This window comes from Lysobacter sp. HA35 (assembly GCF_054061195.1).
Window position 1 is genome coordinate 656,233 of sequence record NZ_JBSSDY010000001.1, and the last position, 20,768, is coordinate 677,000.

General features: G+C 63.5%; 17 protein-coding genes, 1 tRNA gene and 1 pseudogene. 11 read left to right on the top strand and 8 right to left on the bottom strand.

All coding sequences use genetic code 11. The annotated features are described in order from the left end of the window. Positions 1-518 precede the first annotated feature (518 nt). From ACVWZN_RS03415 to ACVWZN_RS03425, 3 genes are all read left to right on the top strand, one after another. Positions 519-2,036, top strand: coding sequence for a site-specific DNA-methyltransferase (locus tag ACVWZN_RS03415; protein WP_456952614.1), 1,518 nt, complete (start codon positions 519-521; stop codon positions 2,034-2,036). Beyond that, positions 2,036-4,672, top strand: a complete 2,637-nt coding sequence (locus tag ACVWZN_RS03420) for a DEAD/DEAH box helicase (protein ID WP_456952615.1) — start codon at positions 2,036-2,038, stop codon at positions 4,670-4,672. Before ACVWZN_RS03415 ends, ACVWZN_RS03420 begins: the two co-directional genes overlap by 1 nt. Before the next feature lie 67 nt (positions 4,673-4,739). Further along, the gene (locus ACVWZN_RS03425) at positions 4,740-5,246 is read left to right on the top strand and encodes a hypothetical protein (protein WP_456952616.1); all 507 of its coding nucleotides are present in this window, start codon (positions 4,740-4,742) and stop codon (positions 5,244-5,246) included. Between the two features lie 45 nt (positions 5,247-5,291). Here the strand turns inward: ACVWZN_RS03425 and ACVWZN_RS03430 are convergent, their stop codons facing one another. After that, a complete protein-coding gene (locus ACVWZN_RS03430; protein ID WP_456952617.1) occupies positions 5,292-6,014 on the bottom strand; it encodes a hypothetical protein in 723 nt (240 codons plus the stop codon). 202 nt (positions 6,015-6,216) lie between these two features. Between ACVWZN_RS03430 and ACVWZN_RS03435 the strand changes: the two are divergent. From ACVWZN_RS03435 to ACVWZN_RS03455, 5 genes and pseudogenes are all read left to right on the top strand, one after another. Next, a pseudogene (locus ACVWZN_RS03435) lies at positions 6,217-6,327 on the top strand (hypothetical protein); the annotation flags it as partial. Between the two features lie 54 nt (positions 6,328-6,381). Further along, a complete protein-coding gene (locus tag ACVWZN_RS03440) occupies positions 6,382-7,923 on the top strand; it encodes a hypothetical protein (RefSeq protein ID WP_456954788.1) in 1,542 nt (513 codons plus the stop codon). After that, positions 7,923-8,663, top strand: a complete 741-nt coding sequence (locus tag ACVWZN_RS03445; protein ID WP_456952618.1) for a hypothetical protein — start codon at positions 7,923-7,925, stop codon at positions 8,661-8,663. Before ACVWZN_RS03440 ends, ACVWZN_RS03445 begins: the two co-directional genes overlap by 1 nt. Before the next feature lie 14 nt (positions 8,664-8,677). Beyond that, positions 8,678-9,187, top strand: a complete 510-nt coding sequence (locus ACVWZN_RS03450) for a hypothetical protein (protein ID WP_456952619.1) — start codon at positions 8,678-8,680, stop codon at positions 9,185-9,187. Continuing rightward, positions 9,180-9,617 (top strand): hypothetical protein, encoded by a 438-nt coding sequence (locus ACVWZN_RS03455; RefSeq protein WP_456952620.1) that lies wholly within the window; start codon positions 9,180-9,182, stop codon positions 9,615-9,617. The genes ACVWZN_RS03450 and ACVWZN_RS03455 overlap by 8 nt, the downstream gene beginning before the upstream one ends. Here ACVWZN_RS03455 and ACVWZN_RS03460 read toward each other — a convergent pair. Further along, positions 9,614-10,432, bottom strand: a complete 819-nt coding sequence (locus ACVWZN_RS03460) for an HNH endonuclease (RefSeq protein ID WP_456952621.1) — start codon at positions 10,430-10,432, stop codon at positions 9,614-9,616. The genes ACVWZN_RS03455 and ACVWZN_RS03460 overlap by 4 nt on opposite strands. 170 nt (positions 10,433-10,602) lie before the next feature. Here ACVWZN_RS03460 and ACVWZN_RS03465 point away from each other — a divergent pair, with 170 nt between their 5' ends. Together ACVWZN_RS03465 and ACVWZN_RS03470 are read left to right on the top strand one after the other, a co-directional pair. Then, positions 10,603-11,346, top strand: a complete 744-nt coding sequence (locus tag ACVWZN_RS03465; RefSeq protein WP_456952622.1) for a hypothetical protein — start codon at positions 10,603-10,605, stop codon at positions 11,344-11,346. A gap of 328 nt (positions 11,347-11,674) precedes the next feature. After that, positions 11,675-11,750, top strand: a tRNA-Thr gene (locus tag ACVWZN_RS03470). A 72-nt stretch (positions 11,751-11,822) separates the two neighbouring features. On the opposite strand, the gene ACVWZN_RS03475 is transcribed toward ACVWZN_RS03470, so the two are convergent. From ACVWZN_RS03475 to ACVWZN_RS03495, 5 genes are all read right to left on the bottom strand, one after another. Then, a complete protein-coding gene (locus ACVWZN_RS03475) occupies positions 11,823-12,854 on the bottom strand; it encodes a YncE family protein (RefSeq protein ID WP_456952623.1) in 1,032 nt (343 codons plus the stop codon). Positions 12,855-12,905: 51 nt separating this feature from the next. Continuing rightward, a complete protein-coding gene (locus tag ACVWZN_RS03480; RefSeq protein WP_456952624.1) occupies positions 12,906-13,631 on the bottom strand; it encodes a hypothetical protein in 726 nt (241 codons plus the stop codon). A gap of 1 nt (position 13,632) precedes the next feature. Then, complete coding sequence (locus tag ACVWZN_RS03485; RefSeq protein ID WP_456952625.1) at positions 13,633-14,394, bottom strand: COG4705 family protein; 762 nt, start codon at positions 14,392-14,394, stop codon at positions 13,633-13,635. Positions 14,395-14,555: 161 nt separating this feature from the next. Further along, entirely contained in the window at positions 14,556-15,779 is a 1,224-nt protein-coding gene (locus ACVWZN_RS03490) for a sensor histidine kinase (protein WP_456952626.1), read from the bottom strand. Continuing rightward, positions 15,776-16,540 (bottom strand): response regulator transcription factor, encoded by a 765-nt coding sequence (locus ACVWZN_RS03495; RefSeq protein WP_456952627.1) that lies wholly within the window; start codon positions 16,538-16,540, stop codon positions 15,776-15,778. The genes ACVWZN_RS03490 and ACVWZN_RS03495 overlap by 4 nt, the downstream gene beginning before the upstream one ends. 85 nt (positions 16,541-16,625) lie before the next feature. Between ACVWZN_RS03495 and ACVWZN_RS03500 the strand changes: the two genes are divergently transcribed. Further along, positions 16,626-18,593, top strand: a complete 1,968-nt coding sequence (locus ACVWZN_RS03500) for an LTA synthase family protein (protein WP_456952628.1) — start codon at positions 16,626-16,628, stop codon at positions 18,591-18,593. A gap of 41 nt (positions 18,594-18,634) precedes the next feature. On the opposite strand, the gene ACVWZN_RS03505 is transcribed toward ACVWZN_RS03500, so the two are convergent. Beyond that, a complete protein-coding gene (locus ACVWZN_RS03505; protein ID WP_456952629.1) occupies positions 18,635-20,761 on the bottom strand; it encodes a family 1 glycosylhydrolase in 2,127 nt (708 codons plus the stop codon). Positions 20,762-20,768: the final 7 nt, after the last annotated feature.

The window sequence follows — 20,768 nt, forward strand, 5'->3', positions numbered from 1 at the left end:
TCATGGAAACGTCAAGCGATAACGGCGCCGCCAGCGCCGTCTACATTGACGAAGTGGGCGTAGTCCCAGCTGTTTGATCGAAGTGTAAGACGGAACATGATCTCGCCGCCGGATCGATAGCCAAAGTTGGTGACGACTCGCTTGCGGATTGGACGAAGTCCTAGAACTGCATGCTGTCACGCTGCATGAGAGTCCCGAAGTTTGACTGGTTCCGGGCAATCCTTATATTTCCAGTGATGGTCGCGAGGCGAGTTTGACTCGCGGCTTCGGCCGGTGTGTGTTGGATTCGAGGGCTTGAGCTACCAGCGTCACCGCGGAAATCGGGTTGCGTGGGCGCGATTTGGGCGATGGGCACAACCGCCCACACCGCGACGCCAGCTGCTAGTGCCGCCTCCGGGCTGCGTTGTTCGTAGTATGGGCCGGAGTCCGCCCCCGGCGTCTCACCCCGCCAGACGACTTGCGCGACAATCTAGTCAGCTGCCCGCGAAGTGCCGGGCGACCTGCTTTCGGGGAGCTTCATGCCAACGCTGAACTGGTTCAACCGCGATTCCGACTTGACGAAGGCCGCGCTTTCACCCTACCGGCTCCTGGAGCCGGTCAAGTCGCTGTCCTATGGCGATGAAGACGCGGCGAACCTGCTCATTGAAGGCGACAACCTCGACGCGTTGAAGGCACTACTCCCTTACTACGGGGGTGAGGTGCAGTGCATCTTCATTGACCCACCCTACAACACCAAGAGCGCCTTTGAGCACTACGACGACAACCTGGAGCACTCCCAGTGGTTGTCGATGATGTATCCGCGCCTCGAGCTGTTGAAGGAGCTGCTTCACGAGGATGGCTCAATCTGGATTACGCTCGATGACAACGAAGCCCACTACTTCAAGGTCATCGCAGACGAGGTTTTCCAACGGAAGAACTTCGTCGCCAACGTTATCTGGCGAAAGAACTATTCGCCGAAGTCTTCGGCTCGACACTTTTCGGTTGACCACGACCACCTGTTCGTCTACGCGAAAGACGCGGAGCGGTGGGTGCCGAACCTGGTTCAGCGCACCGCAGCACAGGACAAGGCCTACAAGAATCCGGATAACGATGCGCGAGGGCCGTGGAAAGCGAGTGACCTGTCCGCACGTAACTCCTACAGCCTCGGCATTTATCCCATCACCACGCCAAGCGGCCGGGTAGTCCCTGGCCCCCCCTCTGGTCGCTACTGGTCCATCAGCCATGCGAAGCTGCTGGCTCTGGATGCCGACAACCGCATCTGGTGGGGAAAAGACGGCAATAGCGCGCCCTCGCTCAAGCGCTTTCTCTCGGACGTCAAACAAGGTCGCGTGCCCCAGACTTATTGGCATTACGACGAGGCGGGGCACACCCAAGATGCCAAAAAGGAAATCGTCGAGTTGTTCGGTGGTGACGTTTTCGCAACCCCCAAGCCTGAAAAGCTCATGCAGCGGGTGTTGGAGATAGCCACTAAGCCCGGCGAGTTGGTGCTCGATAGCTTCCTCGGGTCCGGCACCACCGCAGCCGTCGCACACAAGATGGGGCGACGCTGGCTTGGTATCGAGTCAGGCGAACACGCTCGCACCCACTGTCAGCCACGGTTGCAAAAGGTTGTCGACGGAGAGCAGGGCGGCGTTAGCGAAGACGTCGACTGGCATGGCGGCGGCGGTTTCCGCTTCATGAAGCTTGGCCCGCCCATCTTCACCGACGACGGCGCCATCCGTGATGGCATCAAGTTTGAGCACCTGGCCGCGCACGTGTGGTTCGCGGAGACACGCACGCCTCGCGCCAGCCGCGCGATGAAGGACTCATTCCTGGGCGAGCACAACGGGGTGGGCTACTACCTGCTCTACAACGGCGTGCTGGGCGACCTGGCCGCCGATAGCGGGAATGTGCTGACGCGGAAGCTCCTGCGCTCGCTCCACGCGTTTGACGGTCCCAAGGTCATCTATGGCGAGGCTTGCGAGCTGACCGACGAGCAGCTGGCTGACCGCCAGATCACGTTCAAGCAGACGCCCTACGACCTCAAGGCCCGCTGATGATTACGCTGAAGACCTATCAAGAGCGCGCCTTGGTGTCGCTGGAGTCGTTCCTCGAGGGCACGACCCGAAAGACCCCTGAAGCCGCATTCGCCGCGTCTGTCGACCTGGGCTTGCGCACCGAGTACGCGCCAATCCCAAGTCTGCCCACGGCTCCGTATGTCTGCCTGCGCATACCCACGGGTGGCGGCAAGACCATCCTGGGCGCGCACATCATCCAAGTTGCCGCACGCACGGTCGTAGGCAAGCCCTATCCGCTGACGCTCTGGCTGGTGCCGACGACGACCATCAAGAATCAGACGCTCGACGCGCTCAAGGACAAAGCGCACCCCTACCGGCGAGAGTTGGACGATGCGTTCGCCGGCCAAGTCGCCATCTTCGACATCGCCGACTTCGCATCCATTCGCCCGTCCGACATCGGCACACGAGCATGCGTGGTCGTGGCTACTGTCCAGTCACTCCGCGTCCAGGAGACGGAAGGGCGCAAGGTCTACGCACATCATGAGGACCTGGAGCAGCACTTCGCCGGTTCAGTCCAAGACTTGCCCTATCTCGCGCGTGGCGACAACGGGAAGGTCATCGCGTCGTTTGAAAACCTGGTACGCCTCCACAACCCACTCATCATCACGGACGAAGCGCACAACGCCACGACCGACCTTTCCTATGACGTCTACGAGCGCTTGGTGCCCGTTGCCATCATTGAGCTAACCGCAACGCCGGACGCTTCCTCCTCCAACATTCTTGTGTCCGTTGCAGCCTTTGAGCTGAAGAACGAGCACATGATCAAGTTTCCGCTGCGCCTTCAGGAGCACAGCGGGGAATGGCAGAAGGCCGTTTCGGCAGCCGTGGCGCGCCGCGCCGAGCTGGCGAAGCTTGCCGTCGGCGAGCCGGAATACATCCGTCCCATCGTGCTCATCCAGGCGCAGAACGCGAGGGGCGAGGCGAATGTCCAAGCGGTCGAGGACTATCTGCTCGATGTCGAAAAGCTTCCCAAGGAAGCAGTGCGACGCGCTACCGGCGCGGACCGTGGGTTGGATGACGAGGACCTTTTCGCAAAGGACTGCAAGGTGGAGGTCATCATTACCGTTCAGGCCCTTAAGGAAGGCTGGGACTGCAGCTTCGCCTACATCTTCTGCTCGACCGCCCAAGTCAAGTCGGACAAGGACATCCAGCAGCTCTTGGGGCGCGTTCTGCGAATGCCCTACGCGACGCCACGCAAGCAGGAGGCCATGAGCAAGGCCTACGCGCATGTCGTGACCGACACGTTCGGTAAGGCCGCTGGCGAATTGACCCAGTCGCTTATCAACATCGGCTTTAACCCCTTGGAAGCCGCCGCTGCTATCCGACGCGACCGCCAGCTCCCGCTCACAGGTGGCGAGACCGCGCCGACGACGTCCGAGCTACCCAAGACCGTAGTCGAGGTGACCAAGGCGCCCGACTTCTCTGACATTCCCGAGCGCGACCGCGAACGGGTCAAGTTCACTCCGGGACCGGGCGGGAAGGGTGGCACTGTCGAGATGTTCGATGAGCTGGACCGAACAACTGTCCAAGCAATCACGCAGGCGGCGCCAGAAGGCAACAAGCGCGACGCATTAGAAGCGCGGGTGAACTTCCACCAGCTCGCCACCCAAGCGGCCAAGGCGCCGAGCGAGCGGGGCGAGGTGTTCTCCGTGCCGCGCCTCTACCTACGAGAGGGCGCCGAACAACTGGAGCTACTGGAGCAGGGTCAGCGCCTTCCGTCCTTCACCTGGGACCTGCTGGCGACGCCGCCTGACATGTCCTCGCTCTCCATCGCTGACGACGCAATGTCGTTTGAGGTGTTTCTGGAAGGCGAGAAGGTGAGCTTCAAGACCGCGAAGGATGACGCGGCAACCTATCTGCCAGGTTTCGCCCACGACCGCTCGCTCACCGACCTCATCGGCTGGCTGGACCAGGAAATCCGGGACAAGAACCTAAAGCAGCCGGTCATCCGGGAGTGGATTCGCCGCTGCATCAAGTCGCTCCATGAAGACCGGGGCTTCTCAGAAGCGCAGCTCCTACGCGGCCAGTTCGTGCTGCGTCGCAAGCTTCGCGAGCAGCTAGCGCTCGAAAAGGAGAAGGCCTATCGGCAGGGCTTCCAGCAGCTCTTAGAGGTGGGCGACATCACGGTGCCGGATGGCCCGGGATCCGACTTCACCTATCCGGCTGACATGACCCAGTATCCGGCCATCTCCTATTACCAGGGCGAATACCGGTTCAAGAAGCACTACTACCCACAGCCTGGCGACCTGCGATGGCGAACGCCTAATGGCTCATCGGAGAGCGAGGAGTTCTCCTGCGCCATGCAAATCGACTTCCTCGAGGAGGTCGAGTTCTGGGTTCGCAACCTGGTCAACCGTGGCCAGTTCTGGATGCCCACGAGCCGGCAGAGGACCTACCCCGACTTCGTAGCCAAGCTCGCCGATGGGCGACTCTTCGTGATCGAATACAAGGGTGGTGACCGGTTCACTGCCGACCAGGAAGAAGAGAAACGCTTTGTTGGTGCGCTATGGGAGCAGCGGTCAAATGGTCGAGGCCTTTATCTCATGGCGCGCAAGCGAGACGAGAAGGGCAGGGATGTGAGGCAGCAGCTATTGGATAAGATTCACGGACGATAGTTCACAACTGCGAAGTGCGCGAACGACATCTAGAAGAGCTACTAGTTAGACACCGAGGATCTAAGAAGTGGGTGAGTGGGCGGCTTGGGCTTGGGTTGGTGGCGTCATTCTTGTCGTCATTCTCTTTTACTTCGTGCGGCGTGGCGAGCAGCGGTCCGGTTCGGCACCGCTAACGACACAGGCCAACGATGAGCGTGTAACTGCTGCAGTTAAGCAAGGATTGTTGTTCATGACCGCGTCGATGGCGATGGTCAACTTCGTTGGCCTGCATGGCAAAATGGCGAAGCGCGGCGTGCTGAACTATCTGGGTGGCGTCGTCGACGCACTTACCCAGCACTACAAGCTGGACGACAGTAAGTCCATGCTCGCCATCTACTTCGCCTATCGCGAATACGGCCTGTCGGAAAACGATGCCAAGCAGGCGTGCCATGACTTGGAAAAGGCCGGGGCGGACCCGTTCGTTCTGGAAGCGATGACTCGCGGTGGTCGGGATGTGCTCGACTGGCTCGGCAAGAACGATGACAACGCACCGATGCGCCTGGCCGACTTGGTGGGCCGCTGGGAGCAAATCTGATTTGCGAAGGAGGTCGGCGCCGTCAAAGCGCCGGCCCGCCGTGCCTCACGACTCTCCGAGGTCGAAGGGCTTGCCGACGATAGGCGCAAGCTCAACGGTCTTGAGCAGAGTCAGCTTCTCGCCTTCCAGCACATAGAACTTGGCGAGCGCCTTGCACGCATTGTTCTTGTCCGGTTCCGACACTTCCTTCACCACGAGAAGGCGGCTATCAGGCTTCATGTCATCAGCCAAGGTCCCTACCTGCAGCTCGACGCCTTCCTCGTCCTGTAGCGAGAAGACCAGCTCGCGCTGGAAGCCGAGGTCCAGCACCTTGCCGGTTCTACGACTCACGAGATAAGACATCGTGCAGCCTGTGCCGCAGCCCCAACCAGCCAGAACGTATTCGCCTGCGAAGTCAGCCGGCTCCTGCATGGCCTCACGCAATCGCGTCTTAAAGGTGCGCGCTGTTTCGTCGGAGAGGTCCAGCTTGCCCGCAGGGCCGGAATACACCGCAACCGGGTAGTCCTTGAACTTAGGCGTGGCGGAAGGGTCGCCAGGCTTGGCTGCCTCTACGGACGCGGCGGGCGTAGCCTCCGCGGGTTCTGGTGTCGGCGCGGCCGGAGTGCGACAGGCTCCGCCTTCGCAGATACGGTCACCCTTGCAATCGGTGTCCTTCGCGCACTGGGCCATCGGCGCACGCGCGAGCGGGTTGTCGGCTGATGGAGCAGGTTGCTGTGGGCTGCACGCAGCAAGCGTGGCCAGCGCCAATAGGCTGTAGAACGTCTTCATAGGTCCCCTGGAGTGGTGCGAGCACGGCGATGCCGGCCCCAATAAGCATAGTGGGCCCAGCAAGCTCGCGTGCGTAGGAAATGTCCCATAGACATCGTTGCCCAGCCCGGGAATCCTGTGTCGGGTCACCCGCAGCGATCGCGGCTCGAAAGTGCCTAGCCAGTCTCTACACGCCGTCCCCTTTGGCCTTCTCGGTGAGGCGATGGTGCGGCCGGAGGTCGTTTCTACCGGCAAAGCCTGCGGTTGCGTGTGCCCAGAGTGCCAAGGTGCGCTCATCGCGAAGAATGCCGGTCGGAAGATGCGCCCGCATTTCGCGCACGACGCCGGCATGGGCAGCGACCTATGCCGAGAGACCGCTGTCCATCGAATGGCCAAGCAGGTTCTCGTAGAGGCCCGACAGGTAATGTTGCCCGAGTGGCGCCGCGACTATTGGCTGCGTGACATCGGCGGCGAGGCGCACGGGTTCATAGACCATCGCACGGCCCGTATCTGGGCCTACAAGTCTGCCAAGGACGAGGTGTGGCACGAGGGCATCCGCCCCGACGTGTTCCTCTCCGACGACGGTGCGGCGGCCACGCTCCCCCTCCTGGTCGAGGTCAAGGTTTCCCACGCTGTAGACGATACAAAAGCTCGCCTAGTTCGCGATCAGGGCTGGGCCATGGTCGAAATCGACTTGGCCAAGACGCCTGACGAGCTGCTGGAATCGGATCGCTTCGCAAACTTTGTCCTCATGGGCGCGCCCCGCAAGTGGGTCCATGCGCCCAAGGCCGAGCAGCGTTACGCCGAGAATAAGGCCGCAGTGCGCACGATGGTGGAGGCTATCAACGCGGAGCTGCGCGCACAGGGCGTCGAAGAACGCGACGAGTTCGGCCGGACCGCGAAAGAACGAAAACGCGAACATGACATCGAGTCGCTACGAAAGAGCCGTCGCAAGCCCTTCCTGGCAGACCTGAAGGCGCTTGAGCGCGCGGTCCTTCCCGACATCGTTCGCCAGCAGGAAGCGGACCGCTGCGTCATGGAAACGGATGACATCGCCCGGCTGGTTCGTCGTCACCGGGGCAAGATTCCGCAGTTCGCGCGAACTGCGCATCGCGACGCCTGGTGCATCGAGGCGTCCAGCGTCCGCTGGCAGCTGGAACTGGCCGAACGCTTCGTCTTTAGCGCCCCGGAAGGAACGCGCCTCTTATCTGGTGTGCTCTCGCGATGGGTCGAAAAGACCTATGGCATTAATGAGGTGGCTGCTCGCCTTATCCAGGCCCAACGGGACGACCGCGAACGTCGGAAGAAGCGAGGTGACTCCGGCCCCCAGGCCATGCTCCGGCACGCCTGGTATTTCGACAGCTGGGAGAACGAGAACGTGCCCAGCACCTTCAAGGCCGTCGAGCGCCTGATGGCCGAGCTGGTGAAAGCTGGCCACCTGCTCAAGGCCGAGCGCTACGCCTATGTAGTGGACGGGCCTAAGGGCAGGGAAGAACGGCGTATGGGCGAGGAGCGTCGCCGAGAGGAGCTGGCCAAAGAGAAGCGCAAGGCTTTGGAGGGTCTGGCCGAGCGGCAAAGAATGGCCCAGCTCCGGATGGACACTCACGACCGCGAGCGCGAGCGCCGGACGCAAGCCCTGGTCGACGCCTACACCGCAATGGAAGGGCGCTACGCGGAGTGCCTAGACTGCCAAGACTGCCGGTGGCCAAGCCCCCCGGAGGCCGAGGCCTGCGAGAACTGCCGCTCGGCCAACACCCTCCTCGTCCGGCTGGACCCCGCCCGTCTGCGGGAGATCCCATTTCGCCTGCGGTGCGACCCTTGCGTGATGAAAACGGCGAGCTATCCGTTTGAGAGGGAGCCGGCTTGGACGGCTCCGGATACGATCGCAGGCGGGGACGGGCAGGCGCCCGCAGAAGGTGAGGGGACGTGATGACCGGTCGAGAGCGAGTAGCGGCTGCTGCTACGAAAATCATCAAGAGCAATCCTTCAGGCATCCGATACACACAGCTCAAGAAGGCTGTCTGCAAAGCGCTGCCGAAAGAGAAGCCCAACAGCGTCACAGGCGCGCTGCGCCACTATGGGTTAAACCTGCCGCCCGGAATCCACAGACCAGCGCGAGGCCTCTACGCCGTGCAAGACCCGGGCGGTGCCGATGTATCGGTCTCGCTGGGGGGCAAGGAAGGCATCAAGGAGAAGGACTTCTACGAGACCTTCGCCGAATGGCTGACGAGCGAGGTTCAAGAAGCGACAAGTGCCATTCCCATAGGGGGAAACGTGCTCGGCGGCAAGTGGGGAACACCGGACGTCATCGGCATGTTCTCTCCCAGCGAGACTGATGCGGTGAAGTTCACGCGCGAAGTCCTGGCAGCCGAAATCAAGATAGACACCCAAGCGCTCATCGTGGCCTTCGGCCAGGCTTGCGCCTACAAGCTCTTCGCTCATCGCGTATACATGGTCGTGCCTCAGAACTCTGACGAGCAGGACCTACAGCGCCTCGACGCGCTTGCCTCGGTAGTCGGCATCGGGCTAGTGAAGTTCAACGCCATGGACACCGCCTACCCCGACTTCCAAGTAATGGTGCGGGCGGCAAAGCACGAGCCGGACTACTTCTACACGAACGAAGCGCTGCGCAAACTGTCCCACCAGCAGCGCAAGGGGCTGGGCCTGTGACGCTTCGATGCGCGATGACCGGCCGACCCATGGAGGTCGGTGACGGCATCTATGACGACGGCGAATGGATGAGCTGGGACTACATCAACCAGCATCTCCACGACCGGGACCTTCAGGAAGAGTTTCCGAAGGCCGACCTGCAGCTCATCCACGTCTTTGAGACCTTGGTCGAAGCAGCTGCCGACTACAAGGCACTGACTGGCCGCTACCTGCAGGTGTGGGGCGAGCTTGGCGAGCTGTATGCCGAGTTGAAGTTCGGCATCAAGCGGCACAAGGCCCATGCTCCCGGGAGCGATGGGCGCATGGGCAATGACTTTGTCGAGGTCAAGACCATCTCGCCGGAGAAGACGGGCGACAAGGTCGAGGTGAAGTGGGCAGGCAACTTCAACCGGCTTTGCGTGGTGCGAATTGGGGGCGATTTGTCTTTCGAGGCCCGCATGATTGACCGCAAGAAACTCACGAAAGGTGAGGGCGGTAAGGTGGCGCGAGTGCGCTGGAGCGCAATGGAAGAACCAAATGGATGAGCGTGTAGCCCGGCTCAAGACGCCCGACGAATGCAAGTCTTTCGCTGACAACGCGATGCGATTAGGCCTGCCGCACTTGGCAATCGAAGCCAAGCAGCGTGCCGTCGAGCTGCGCGCCGGAACTTACGGGGCGAAGTCGGACGCCGAGCGCGAGTGTATTGCTGCCATCTTTGCTTACGAAGAGATCTTGTCTCAGAAAAAGGGCAAGCGGCAGCGCGCGGGTCGTACATGGCCGATGGTCAAAAAATACGGTGCGCTTAAGGCTGCGGAAAAAGCTGTCGACCGTAGGGACGGCACGGCCGCGTTCGAGGCGCTTAAGGAAGCAGGCCTTGAGCGATTCGCGTTTGAAGCCGTTGTTCTGCGCTATCCAGGGCTCTTTTCAGAAAGCGCGGTTGTTCGCTCTCGCGAGCGTATGGCGCGCGCTGGTTAGTCGGCGACCTCTTCCGGCTCACCGATGGCGACGGTGCGACCGTGGAGTTGGGCGTATTCGACGGAGGACGAGGCCAGGTACTCGCTGACCACTACGGCTCCCGAGCGGTCGATGGAAATGAGGCCCGCATCTAGCGCCGCGTGGAGATCTCGGCGAAGCAGTGCGCCGTGCCACGCTGCGTTGTCGGTGCGCCAATCCGTCCAATGGAAGTGCGCCGCATCGCAGACCTCCGAAGGTGCGCCGGTTAACGCACACCGATTGCCGGTCTTGGCCGCAACACGCTGCCGGAAGCCGCTTTGTTCGGGCCGCGTCTCCCTAGTCGCTGTGGACGGAGGGCGAGAGGGGAGCATTGACGCGCCTGTAACCGATACCTCACGTCGGCCGATTGGCTGACCGCGCTGTAGTAGGACAGACGAGCCTTCGACGGCGACGAACCACGGCTCGGGATCCAGTCCTCGGCGATCCGCGATCCCGCTCTTCCATTTACGCTTGTCGGCCCGCTTGCGCTGGAGAATGACACGCACCACCCCGCCATCACGACGGCGAAGCATTTGATAGAGATCGTTCGCGCGGCGGAGCCGCGTACCTGTGAGATCGGTTCTCAGTGCCGGATCCGTCTGACTCCACTTCGGAACGCCGTTTGGGTCTTGGATGTCGTCCATCCAAACCGTCGCACAGATCACTCGACCGTCGTCGAACCCCCAATCCGACGAAAACGCACGATCGTGCCTGACCGCGTCGGGCTTCATTCCGGCATCCAACAATAGGCCGGCAATCGCCGAGCCGCCGGAGAGGTGCCGCTCTAATTTCGCCATCTCAATTTCCGCCTAGTCGGAAAATTCGGAGTGAAGCTCGCTTGTGCTCGTTCGCCCAATTGCGTGCGAGGGACGCCGGACTCGACGCATCTGCTGGCAGATTTAGTGAAACGAGCGGGTGGCGTCGAGGTGAGTTAGTCGGCATTCTCCGACTTGACAGGAGGAACACGATGTCGAGCACCCGTGATGAAATCAGGTATATGCACATCGGCCAACTTCTCCAGGAACGCCCGGAGTTTGTCGGTCTCGGTGAGCTGAGTGATAGTGAATTCCAGTGGCTTGGGCGGGTCGGTGCGACGTTGGAACCGATCCTCGACATGGCTCGAACCATGGAGCTAAACGTCGCGCTCGGCAACGTTCTCCAAGGTGGCACGCGAGCGCGCGGCTTAGCTGCTATTAACCTGTTGTTGCATCGCGTTCTAGCGCAGGCGGAGGCCACTGCACCACCAGAGCTTCGCGGGAGCTTCATTGGGGTGGGCCGTGGCTTCACCGCACTGCAAGCGGTTACCCGGGTCTTTGGATCCGCGACCACCGAGTTGTTAGTAGTGGACCCATACCTCGACGGCACCGTGCTTGTCGAGTTCGGAGGCGCTATTCCAGAGGGCGTCCGCATTCGCCTTCTTGCCGACCGTCGCTACAGGCAGCGCAACGATGAGCTTAGACCGGCAGTCACGCGCTGGGCTCAGGAGAGGGGCACTACGCATCCGATTGAAGCGCGAGTTACGGCGCCGCAAGCATTGCACGACCGGCTTTTCGTCGTAGATCGGCAGATCGTATACAACGTCAGCCAATCTATTAGGGATTTAGCTGGGCGCTCGCCGGCCAGCATCATTCGCCTTGACGAGGTAACGGCGGGACTTAAGGTGCAGGCGTATGACGCCTTATGGGACGCCGCTTCAGCGTTGGTCGTCTAACGACCGGCGCAGAAGCCCCAGCTGCTGCAGCTGAGTGGTGCGCGCGTTCATTTTCAGCGCAGTAGGGCGTCGGCCGCTGCTCGTTTGCGCAGTGCTTCTACGTTCAGAGGTCGGGTCGCAGGGGCACCGCAAGTCCTATTACCTGACGCGACTCGCGATCCGCCACGGGCGTTAACGGCGTCGTGCACTAACTGCGAGCCGGGACGATTCGAGCGCATAGCGCGCATGACTAGTTGAACCGTTGGTCGGTAGATCGCGCACTTAGCAGGCACTTACCGCGACCTTTAGGGTTGAGAGCGATCTCGTACGTCCTTGATGCGTAAGGACCGCCGGAATAGCTCAGTTGGTAGAGCGGCGCATTCGTAATGCGTAGGTCGTAGGTTCGATTCCTATTTCCGGCACCAGATAAAGGAAAGGCTTGCATGCGACGGCGTGCAAGCCTTTTTCTTTTGGGTCGCCGATCAATCCCGCGTCGTCTACTGCGCCGGGCCCACCGCCAGAATTTCGAAGCTGCCGTCGATCATCGGTGGACGCGCGTCTTCGTCGGCATCCGCGGGTTTGGGTCCGAACTGCGCCGCCGGCAGGTAGGCGCGATGCGTCTTCGCGTCCAGGACGATCGTGCGTGCGCTCACTTGTGTCGGCAGCGTCTGCGCGATGTCAAAGCGATCGGGCGTGGTTTCGTGGACGACGGTGAGTGTGCCGCTGCGACCGTTCGGCACGAGTACGTCGCCGCGCGCCGCATCGAATGCGAGGCCGTCCGGGCCTTCGCCGATCGGAACGCGTGCGATGGCGTGACCATCGCGCGCATCTGTCACCGCCATGACGCCATTCGCGCAGGCGGAGAACAGACGGGCATGGGCCGTATCGAGCGCGAGCCCTGTCGGCTCCTCGCAGCCGGCGAGCGTCCAAGTCTGCAGCACCTTTGCTGATCGTGCGTCGATGTCGACCAGCTCGCCGCGGCTTTCGATGTTGACAAATACATGGCCCATGCCGTCGCTTGCGGGAAGCTCCGGGTTGCCGACGAACGAGATGGTCGCGACCTCGCGGCCGGCGACCGCATCGATGACCGACGCGTTGTTGCTGCGCGCGTTGAAGACGAACAGGCGAGCGGTCGCGTCGTCGTAGAGCACGGCGTCGGGCGAATGCCCGGCGACCGGGATCGTGCGAATGGTCGCCAGCGTCTTCAGGTCGAACTCGGTGACGCGATCGGCTTTTCCGTCGGTCGAAAATCCGCGGCCGAGCTTCGGCACGATCGCGATGCCGTGCACGCCGGGCGTATCCATCACTTCACCGACGAGCCTCCCGGAATCCGTGTCGATCACCTGCACGCGCTCGCCGCGGCTGACGTAAAGGCGATGTGCCTGCGAATCGACGTCGAGCAGATCCCAGTGGCCGGCGCCCACGATCGGCCAGCGCGCGAGCACTGCGAACGGTGCGTGAGCCGCGGGAGACGATGCGCAACCGGCAAGCACCAGGGCGGCCGAAAGGCTGAGCAATGACAGTCGCATGCGTGTTCCCTCGAAGGTGGCGAATCGGGTGATGAGGGCGTGGTGTGCGGGTCAGTGCACGTACTGCAGACCGACGTAGGAGACGATCGACGGTGCTTCGTCGGCACCACTCTCGCGTCCAAGCGATGCCATCAGCAGGATGTTCTTCGTGACCGGATGCCGTGCACCGACGTTGTAGGTCGTGCGCGCTGCGCCGCCGTCGACCCGCGTTGTGTTGATTTCCGCCAGACAGTCGCCGCCGAAGCAGTCGTGCGCGACGAAAACGCCTGCGTGCCATGCGTCCGCATCGTGTTCGACGAAGTGGCGCGCGACTTCCGTGCCGGCGCTGAACGTTCCGAACGGGCGCGCCAGCTGGACCGGCAGCACCCATTCCGGATGATCGGACGCCAACCCGCGCCGACGCGCGGCGGCGGACCAGCCGTGGATGTAGAGAGGCTGCACCGCGAGCGAGATTCCGTCGTCGTCCGCATCGAGAAAGCGGTAGCGCATTCCGAGCTCGACGTCGCCGAGGCCCGACGACCACGCGTCGCGCTCGCGCGCATGCGCCCACGCTGCGTGCACCGACAACTGGATGCGATCGCCCACGCCGCGGTTGATATCGAGGTCCGGTGCATCGAGTGCTTCGCCGTGCGCTTGAGTCGAACCGGTCGCGGCGATGTTGATTTCCCAGACGCCGGCACCGGGCGTGTCGGGATCGTTCGTGATCATCGGCGGCCCGGCCTGCGCGTGTGCGCAGAACGCGGAGGCCAACAGCATCAGCGCTGCAACGGCTCGCACGTCAGTGCAGACGTGTTGCCGGGCGCTGCGGAAACACCGCGATGCAGATGGCGATCGCAACCAGCAGTGCGATCGAGCCGCTGTAGCGGCTCAGCTCCAGGCCGCCTTTCGCGATCGGCTTGTCGAGGAAATCACCGACGACGGCACCCAACGGACGCGTCAGCACGAATGCCGCCCAGAACAGCGCCGTTCGCGAGATGCGTGTCGTGAAGTAGAGGATCGCGACGAGCACGAGCAGCCCACCGAAGATCTCGATCCCGCCGACGTAACCCAGCCCCTGCGTGTCGGCGACCCAATCGCCCAGCGCGGTGCCCAGCGTCTGCGAGAAGGTGATCGTCAGCCAGTAGAAGAGTTCGGAGCGCGCATCCCGGACACTGTCCACGGCGATCGTGCCTGTGGTGCGATGCCACACGAACAGGGTCACAAGGAGCAGCCCGAGCAGTAGCGACGAGCCGCCGGTGTAGCCGATGCCGAGCGAGCGATCCGCGTAGTCGGCCAACGTGGTGCCGACGGTCGTGCTTGCGACGATCGTCGCCCAGTACAGCCACCGATTGAACGCGTGCGCCCGGATCTGCAGCGCGACGAACACTGCGAATATCACGGCAAAGATCAACGTGCCGACGAGGTAACCGAGATTCATCGACATGGTCACCGCGTCGCCGCCGATTTCGCCGAGCGTCGTCGCGAGGATCTTGATGATCCAGAACCCCAGCGTGATCGCGGGGACTTTGCTGGCGACGTCGCGGAGGTCGGCTCGATTCATGGGTCGTGTTCCGGTTCGGTGATGCGCAATGGCAGCGCGATGCGCGGCGGTGCGGGTGGCGCTCCCGTTCTGCCGTCGCGGCGCGGTGATCGCGTCGCTTCCGCAACGGCGCCATACCGCGATGCTCGACGTCAGCCTATGGATTGATGCTCAGCCGCGCGTTAAGCGCCAGCGGCCGGCGAAGCAGGCGCCGCGTCGTCCCAGCGAACCTGCGCGCGCCCCACCACGCCGTCGACCGTCCAGCCATGCGCGTGAGCCAAGCGCCCGAGCAGGCCGGCACCAATGACCCGATCACTGCGTACCGGGCCGCGAGGTCGCGTGCTTTCGGCTGCCTGTGCATCGGTCGTTGCGAACTCGATACCGTCGGGGCGTACGTTCGCGACGAGCGTTCCCGAGGCGCCCGCGGGAACGATGTCGCGAGCGACCGCCCGCAGCACGAGCGCCGCGTCGTGGCCCGGCAACCGCCATTGCACGTCCGATGCGTTGACGCGCACCTCGATGTTCGGTGCGAATCGCGACAGCGCGTCGGCGATCACAATGTGCGCCCAGGACGCGGCATCGAGCAGCTCGATCTCGCTGCGCTGACCACGTGCCAATCGCAACAGGATTTCGAGCAGATCGGCGAGGTCGGCGACGCCGCGATCCAGTCGATCCAGTCGCGGCGTCAGTGCGGGCACGGGCGCGGCATCCTCTCGCAGCAGTTCGGCCGCGCCGCGCACTACGGCGACGGGCGTGCGCAGCTCGTGGCTCGCGTCGGCGAAGAACGCCTGTTCCTGCTCGCGCGCATCGACGAGACGCGACTGATAGCGGTCGATCGCTTCGGCGAGACGACCGAGGTCGTCGGGACTCGCATCGGCGGCCAGATCGCTGCGCACCGGCACCAGCGGCAGGCGGTCAACCGCTGCAGCCAGCGTCGTAACCGGCGCGAGCGAGCGGCGCGCAAGCAGCCAGCCCAGCCATCCCGAGGCCAGCGTGCCGAGCAGCACGATCGCCGCGAGCGTCGCATGTAGGTGGCGCTCGAGCGCTTCGATATCGGCAAGGTTGATGACGAAGTACAGCCGGCCAGCGGGAACGTCGAAAACACCGACGTGAACGCCGTCGTGCAACGGATCTTCGCGAACACCGGGCGGATATGCGGCGTATGCGGACGGCGGGTTGCTGAGATAACCGCTGAGCCGATGCGTCTGCGGAAGCTGCGAGGGCAGCCCGTTCGACAGTCGCAGGCTGTAGTCCTCGGCCTGGCCACGCAGGATCTCGCGTGCGACGACAGACTCGTAGTCCTCAGTGATCGCGACGGCCGCGAGCGCGAACGTCAGGCTGAGCAGGAAGCCCAGTAGCAGGAAGGCGAGGGTGACGCGCCGGCGCAGCGGCATCGACGTGTTCATGGCAGGCGGATCCGGTAGCCGACACCGCGCACCGAATGCAGCAGCGGTGCGTCGAACGGGCGGTCGATGAGCATGCGCAGGTCATAGATCTGCGTATGCAGCGATGCGACGTCGTCGCTGCCGTCGGGCCAAGCCTCGTCGAGCAGGCGCGTATGCGAGACGACGCGGGGCGCCTCGTCCAGCAGGACCTTCAGCAGCATTCCCTGCAGGCGTGTAAGCGGGATGCGCTGACCGTCGCGCACCGCGACCATTTCCGACGCGTCGTACGCAAGCGGGCCGTACTTGATGACTGCGTTGGTCGGACGGCTCGCCCGATGCAGCACGCGGATGCGCGCTTCGAGTTCGCGCAGCTCGAACGGTTTGACCATGTAGTCGTCCGCTCCTTCGGCGAAGCCGCGCAGCTTGTCGTCGAGCGTGTCGCGTGCGGTGAGCATGAGGATCGCGACGCCATGGCCCGCATCGCGTAACCGGCGGCAGAGGTCGAGGCCGTCGAGGCGGGGCAGGCCGAGGTCGAGCACGATTACGTCGAAGGCGCGCGTCATCGCGGCCTGCAGGCCGCTCGCGCCGTCCGCGCAGTGGTCGACCTCGTAGCCGCGGCGATCGAGGAAGTCCCAGATGTTCGCCGCGATGTCGTACTGGTCCTCGACGAGCAGTACGCGGAGCCCTGCAGGCGATGGAAGTAGCGACGGCGTCGACATTTCGCCAGCGTGCCACACGGGTGCGACACCGGCCAGATCGACGCGGAACTGCGACGTGCGCACGTGTTTAACGGCGCGCTGAGATTCGCCTGAGCGTGCGTTACATGCTTCGCGCCGAACCTGTCCGGGCCTTTATCGAATACTGCCGATGTCACGACCCGATTCCGCTGTCTTGTCTCCCGCGTGGCTTCCGGGCCGTTTCCGCCCGCTGTCGTGGCTGCTGCTGTGCTTCCTGTTCGTCTCGACCGCGACGCGCCTGGTGCTGCTCGTGGCGACTGGTAGCGGCGTCCCGCATTCGCCGCAGGTGCTCGCGTCGGTATTCGGCGTCGGCCTGTTTTTCGACGTGCTGACATATCTGTATCTCGCGATACCGCTGGTGCTGTTGCTCGCGGTGTTGCCGAGGCGTTGGCTGATGAGCCGCGGCGGACGCATCGTGGTCGGCGGGCTCTGCCTCGTCCTGCTCGCGCTGATGTTGTTCGTTGCGCTGTCGGAATGGACGTTCTGGGAAGAGTTCCAGTCGCGCTTCAACTTCATCGCGGTCGACTATCTCGTCTATACGACCGAGGTGCTCGGCAACATCCGCGAGTCGTACCCGGTGGTGCCGCTGCTTTGCGCGATTGCGCTGGTGACTCTCGCAGCGTTCTACTTCACCAGGCGCTGGCGTCGCATTCCGGATGACGGCACAACGCTCGCTGGCCGTGCGATGGTCGTCGTCGCCTGGTGCGTGGTTTGTGGCCTGTCGACGTGGCTTGTCACGTCGGACATGAAGGTGCGAACCGGCAACCACTACGCCGACGAGCTGGAAGGCAACGGCATCTACCAGTTCTTCGCCGCGTACCGGAACCCGTCGCTGGATTACGAGCAGTACTACCGCACCGTGGCGACGCGCGATGCGGAAGCGCGCGTTCGCGCGGGCGTAAGTACGCCGGACGCGACGTTCGACGCGCCGACCGGCATCGATCGCACGATCCACAACGCGGCGCCGGAGCGCAGGCTCAACGTGGTGCTGATCAGCGTGGAGAGCTTTTCCGCCGAGTACTCGGGGACGTACGGCAGCAAGCAGTCGATGACGCCGAACCTCGACGCGATCACGTCGCAGAGCCTGCTGTTCACGAACCTCTACGCCACCGGCACGCGCACGGTGCGCGGCCTTGAAGCGCTATCGCTTGCGGTGCCGCCGACGCCCGGTGAGTCCATCGTCAAGCGCCCCGGCAACGAGCATCTTTTTACGCTCGGCAAAGTGTTCGACGACAAGGGTTACGAGTCCTCGTTCGTCTACGGCGGCTACGGCGCCTTCGACAACATGAACGAGTTCTTCGGGCAGAACGGGTACACGATCCACGACCGCTCCGAGATTCCGAAGGCGCAGATCCATCACGCCACCGTGTGGGGCGTCGCCGACGAGGACCTGTACACGTTCGCGATGCAGACCTGGGACCGCACCTCCGCGAGCGGCAAGCCGTTCTTCGCGCACGTCATGACCACGTCGAACCATCGCCCGTACACGTTCCCGGCCGGCCGCGGCGACTTCAAGCAGCATGATCGCGTGGGCGCCGTTCGCTATACCGACTGGGCGCTCGGCGATTTCCTGCGACGCGCGCGAACGCATCCCTGGTTCCGTGACACGATCTTCGTGATCACCGCCGACCACTGCGCATCGAGCGCGGGCCGTGCCGACATGCCGGCGTTCCGGTACCACATTCCGATGTGGATCTATTCGCCGGCGAACGTGGCACCCGGTCGCTTCGACGGCCTGATGAGCCAGATCGACATACCGCCGACGCTGTTGGGCATGCTCGGAATGGATTACCGGAGCCGGTTCTACGGCGTCGACGTCATGCAGACAAAGCCCGAGCGTGCGTTCATCGGCACGTACGAACTGCTGGGCTATCTGACGCCCACGCACCTCGTACAGCTGGCGCCGCATCGTCGCGTCGACACGTTGAAGCCGGCATGGAATGGCGACGACCCGCAGCCGCCGCTGCCGGAAGTGCCGGCACTGACGTTCGACGCGATCAGCTACTACCAGACGGCCGCTGCCGCGTTCCACAGCGGTGCGATGGCGACGCCGTTCCGCCCGCTGGCGGCGAAGCCGTCACCGTCGGCGCATCAGTAAGCTGCGTTTTAGTGGCGCTGCGCTCTATCGCAGCGCCACCGTCAATGCATCGCGCGATCGCGAACGTAGCGGCCCAGCGCGTCGTCGAGTGAGGGCAGGGGGAACGCGCGACGTGTAGTCAACGCGCTGTAGCGCGGACGACGCGCTGGCAGGCGATCGACGTGATCGCTCGATACTTCCAGACGCTGCGTATCGACACCGGCCAGCGTCGCCGCGCGTAGCGCAAGGTCGGCCCAGGTGATCTCGCCCTCGTTCGCGAGGTGCCAGATGCCGGATTCGCCATCGATCAGCAGGTCGACGCAGGCGTGCACGAGGTCGGGCACGTAGGTCGGCGACACCGTCATGTCGTCGGCGGCGGTGAAAGCATCGCCGCGCCCCAACGTGTCCAACGCGATGGTGATGAAGTTATGCCGGTCCCATGGGCCGAAGAACGAACTCGTGCGGACGACGAGCGCGTCCGGATGGCGATCGAGAACGAGTTGCTCGGCACGTGCCTTGCTCTCGCCATACACGTTGAGCGGTCGAGTCGAATCCGTCTCGACGTAAGGCGAATCGCGCTCGCCGTCGAACACCAGATCCGACGAGAACGTCACCAGCGATAGGTGGTGGCGCGCGCATGCCGCCGCGAGGTTCGCGGGGCCGACCGTGTTTTCGCGGAAGCAGCGCTCGGCGTCGTGTTCCGCATCGTCGACGCGCACATAGCCGGCCGCGTTGATGATCGCCCACGGCGCAAACGCATCGATCGCGCGTTCGATCGAGTCGGGTTCGGCGATGTCCATTTCGTCGCGACCGAGCACGCGGCACGCGATGTCGCGCTCCTTGCAGATGCGCGCGAACGCGCGGCCCAGCGTGCCGGTCGCGCCGGTGATGAGGATGGGCGCGCGGTTGGCACCCGTGTCCGGGCGCTTCGGAAATTCGAGGCCGCGCACGCGAACAGGCTTCGCGAAGTAGCGTTCCGGGCGGTGCCACCAGCCCTTGCCGGCCAGCACCGGATGCGGCGGAACACCGCCACTCGATAGATCACGCATCAGGTGCGCGACAGCCGTCGGCCTTGGCGTGCCGCCGCGCACGTCGAACGCGCCGGACTCGTAGTAATCGCGAACGTCAGTGAGCAGGCAGTTCCAGTCGTACAGGCCGAGCATGCCCCAGACAGTCACCGCGCGAACGTCGATGCCTTCGTCGATGCACTCCTCGCAACCGCGCCAGATCTCGGCGAGCCAACGCAGCTGGTCTTCGCGACGCGCGTCGATATGCGCTTCGGTCACGGCGATCGGCAGGCCGAAGCGTTCCCAGCATTCCTCGATCAGCGGGCGGATGCCGCCGGTGGGCGAAGCGAGGACGCGCGCCGCTTCCACGTCGGCATACCGATGCACGCCGTTGCCGCCCTGGTGGTGTTCTGGATACGCGTCGGCGTTGTCGTCGAGGAAGCGTTCGCTGGTGATGTAGTGGTTGACGCCGATGATGTCGGGCGCGCGTGCGTTGTCGCGGAACCAGAGGACTTCCTCCGGCGTCGCACCGCAACGCGTGGTCAGCCACTCCCACAGGTAGTGCGATTCGTTGACGCGACCGCAGAGCAGGTCCCAGCCGAGCCAGCGCAGTTCGTTGTTGAAGTAGGCCTGGTAGTCGAGCAGCGGCGTGCTGTACGTCTTGCCGAGGTCGTCGGTCTGCACGAGCTTCGCGTTTGGATTCACCGATTCGATCGCGCGCATCGCAAGGATCACGCCGCGGACCTCGTTGAACAGGCACTCGCGGAATGTCTTCTCGTCGCTGCCGTGCGGATACCACAGCCCGTACAGGCCCGAGAAACGCGCAGTGGTCAGCGGTTCGTTGACCGGCGTCCAGTGTTCGACCCACGGAAAGCGCTCGGCGACGGCGCGTGCGTAGGTCGCGAGCTTTTCCGGAAACAGCGGGTCGACCAGGCTCGTGTCGATCGGGCCGCTGCCGTGATGCACCAGCCCGACGATGGGCTGCACGTCGAGCTCGCGAAGACGCGACAGGCGTTCGTCGGGCCGGCTCCAGTCCGCGGAGTCCAGCCCGAACGGCGCGACCTGCTCCCACAACACGGGGTAGCGGATCGCGCGGATGCCCAGCGCGGCGAAACGGTCGAGATCGTCCAGCCGCTTCCAATGCTCGTTGCGCTCGAGTTGCTCGATGTACCGGTCACCCACGCGGTTG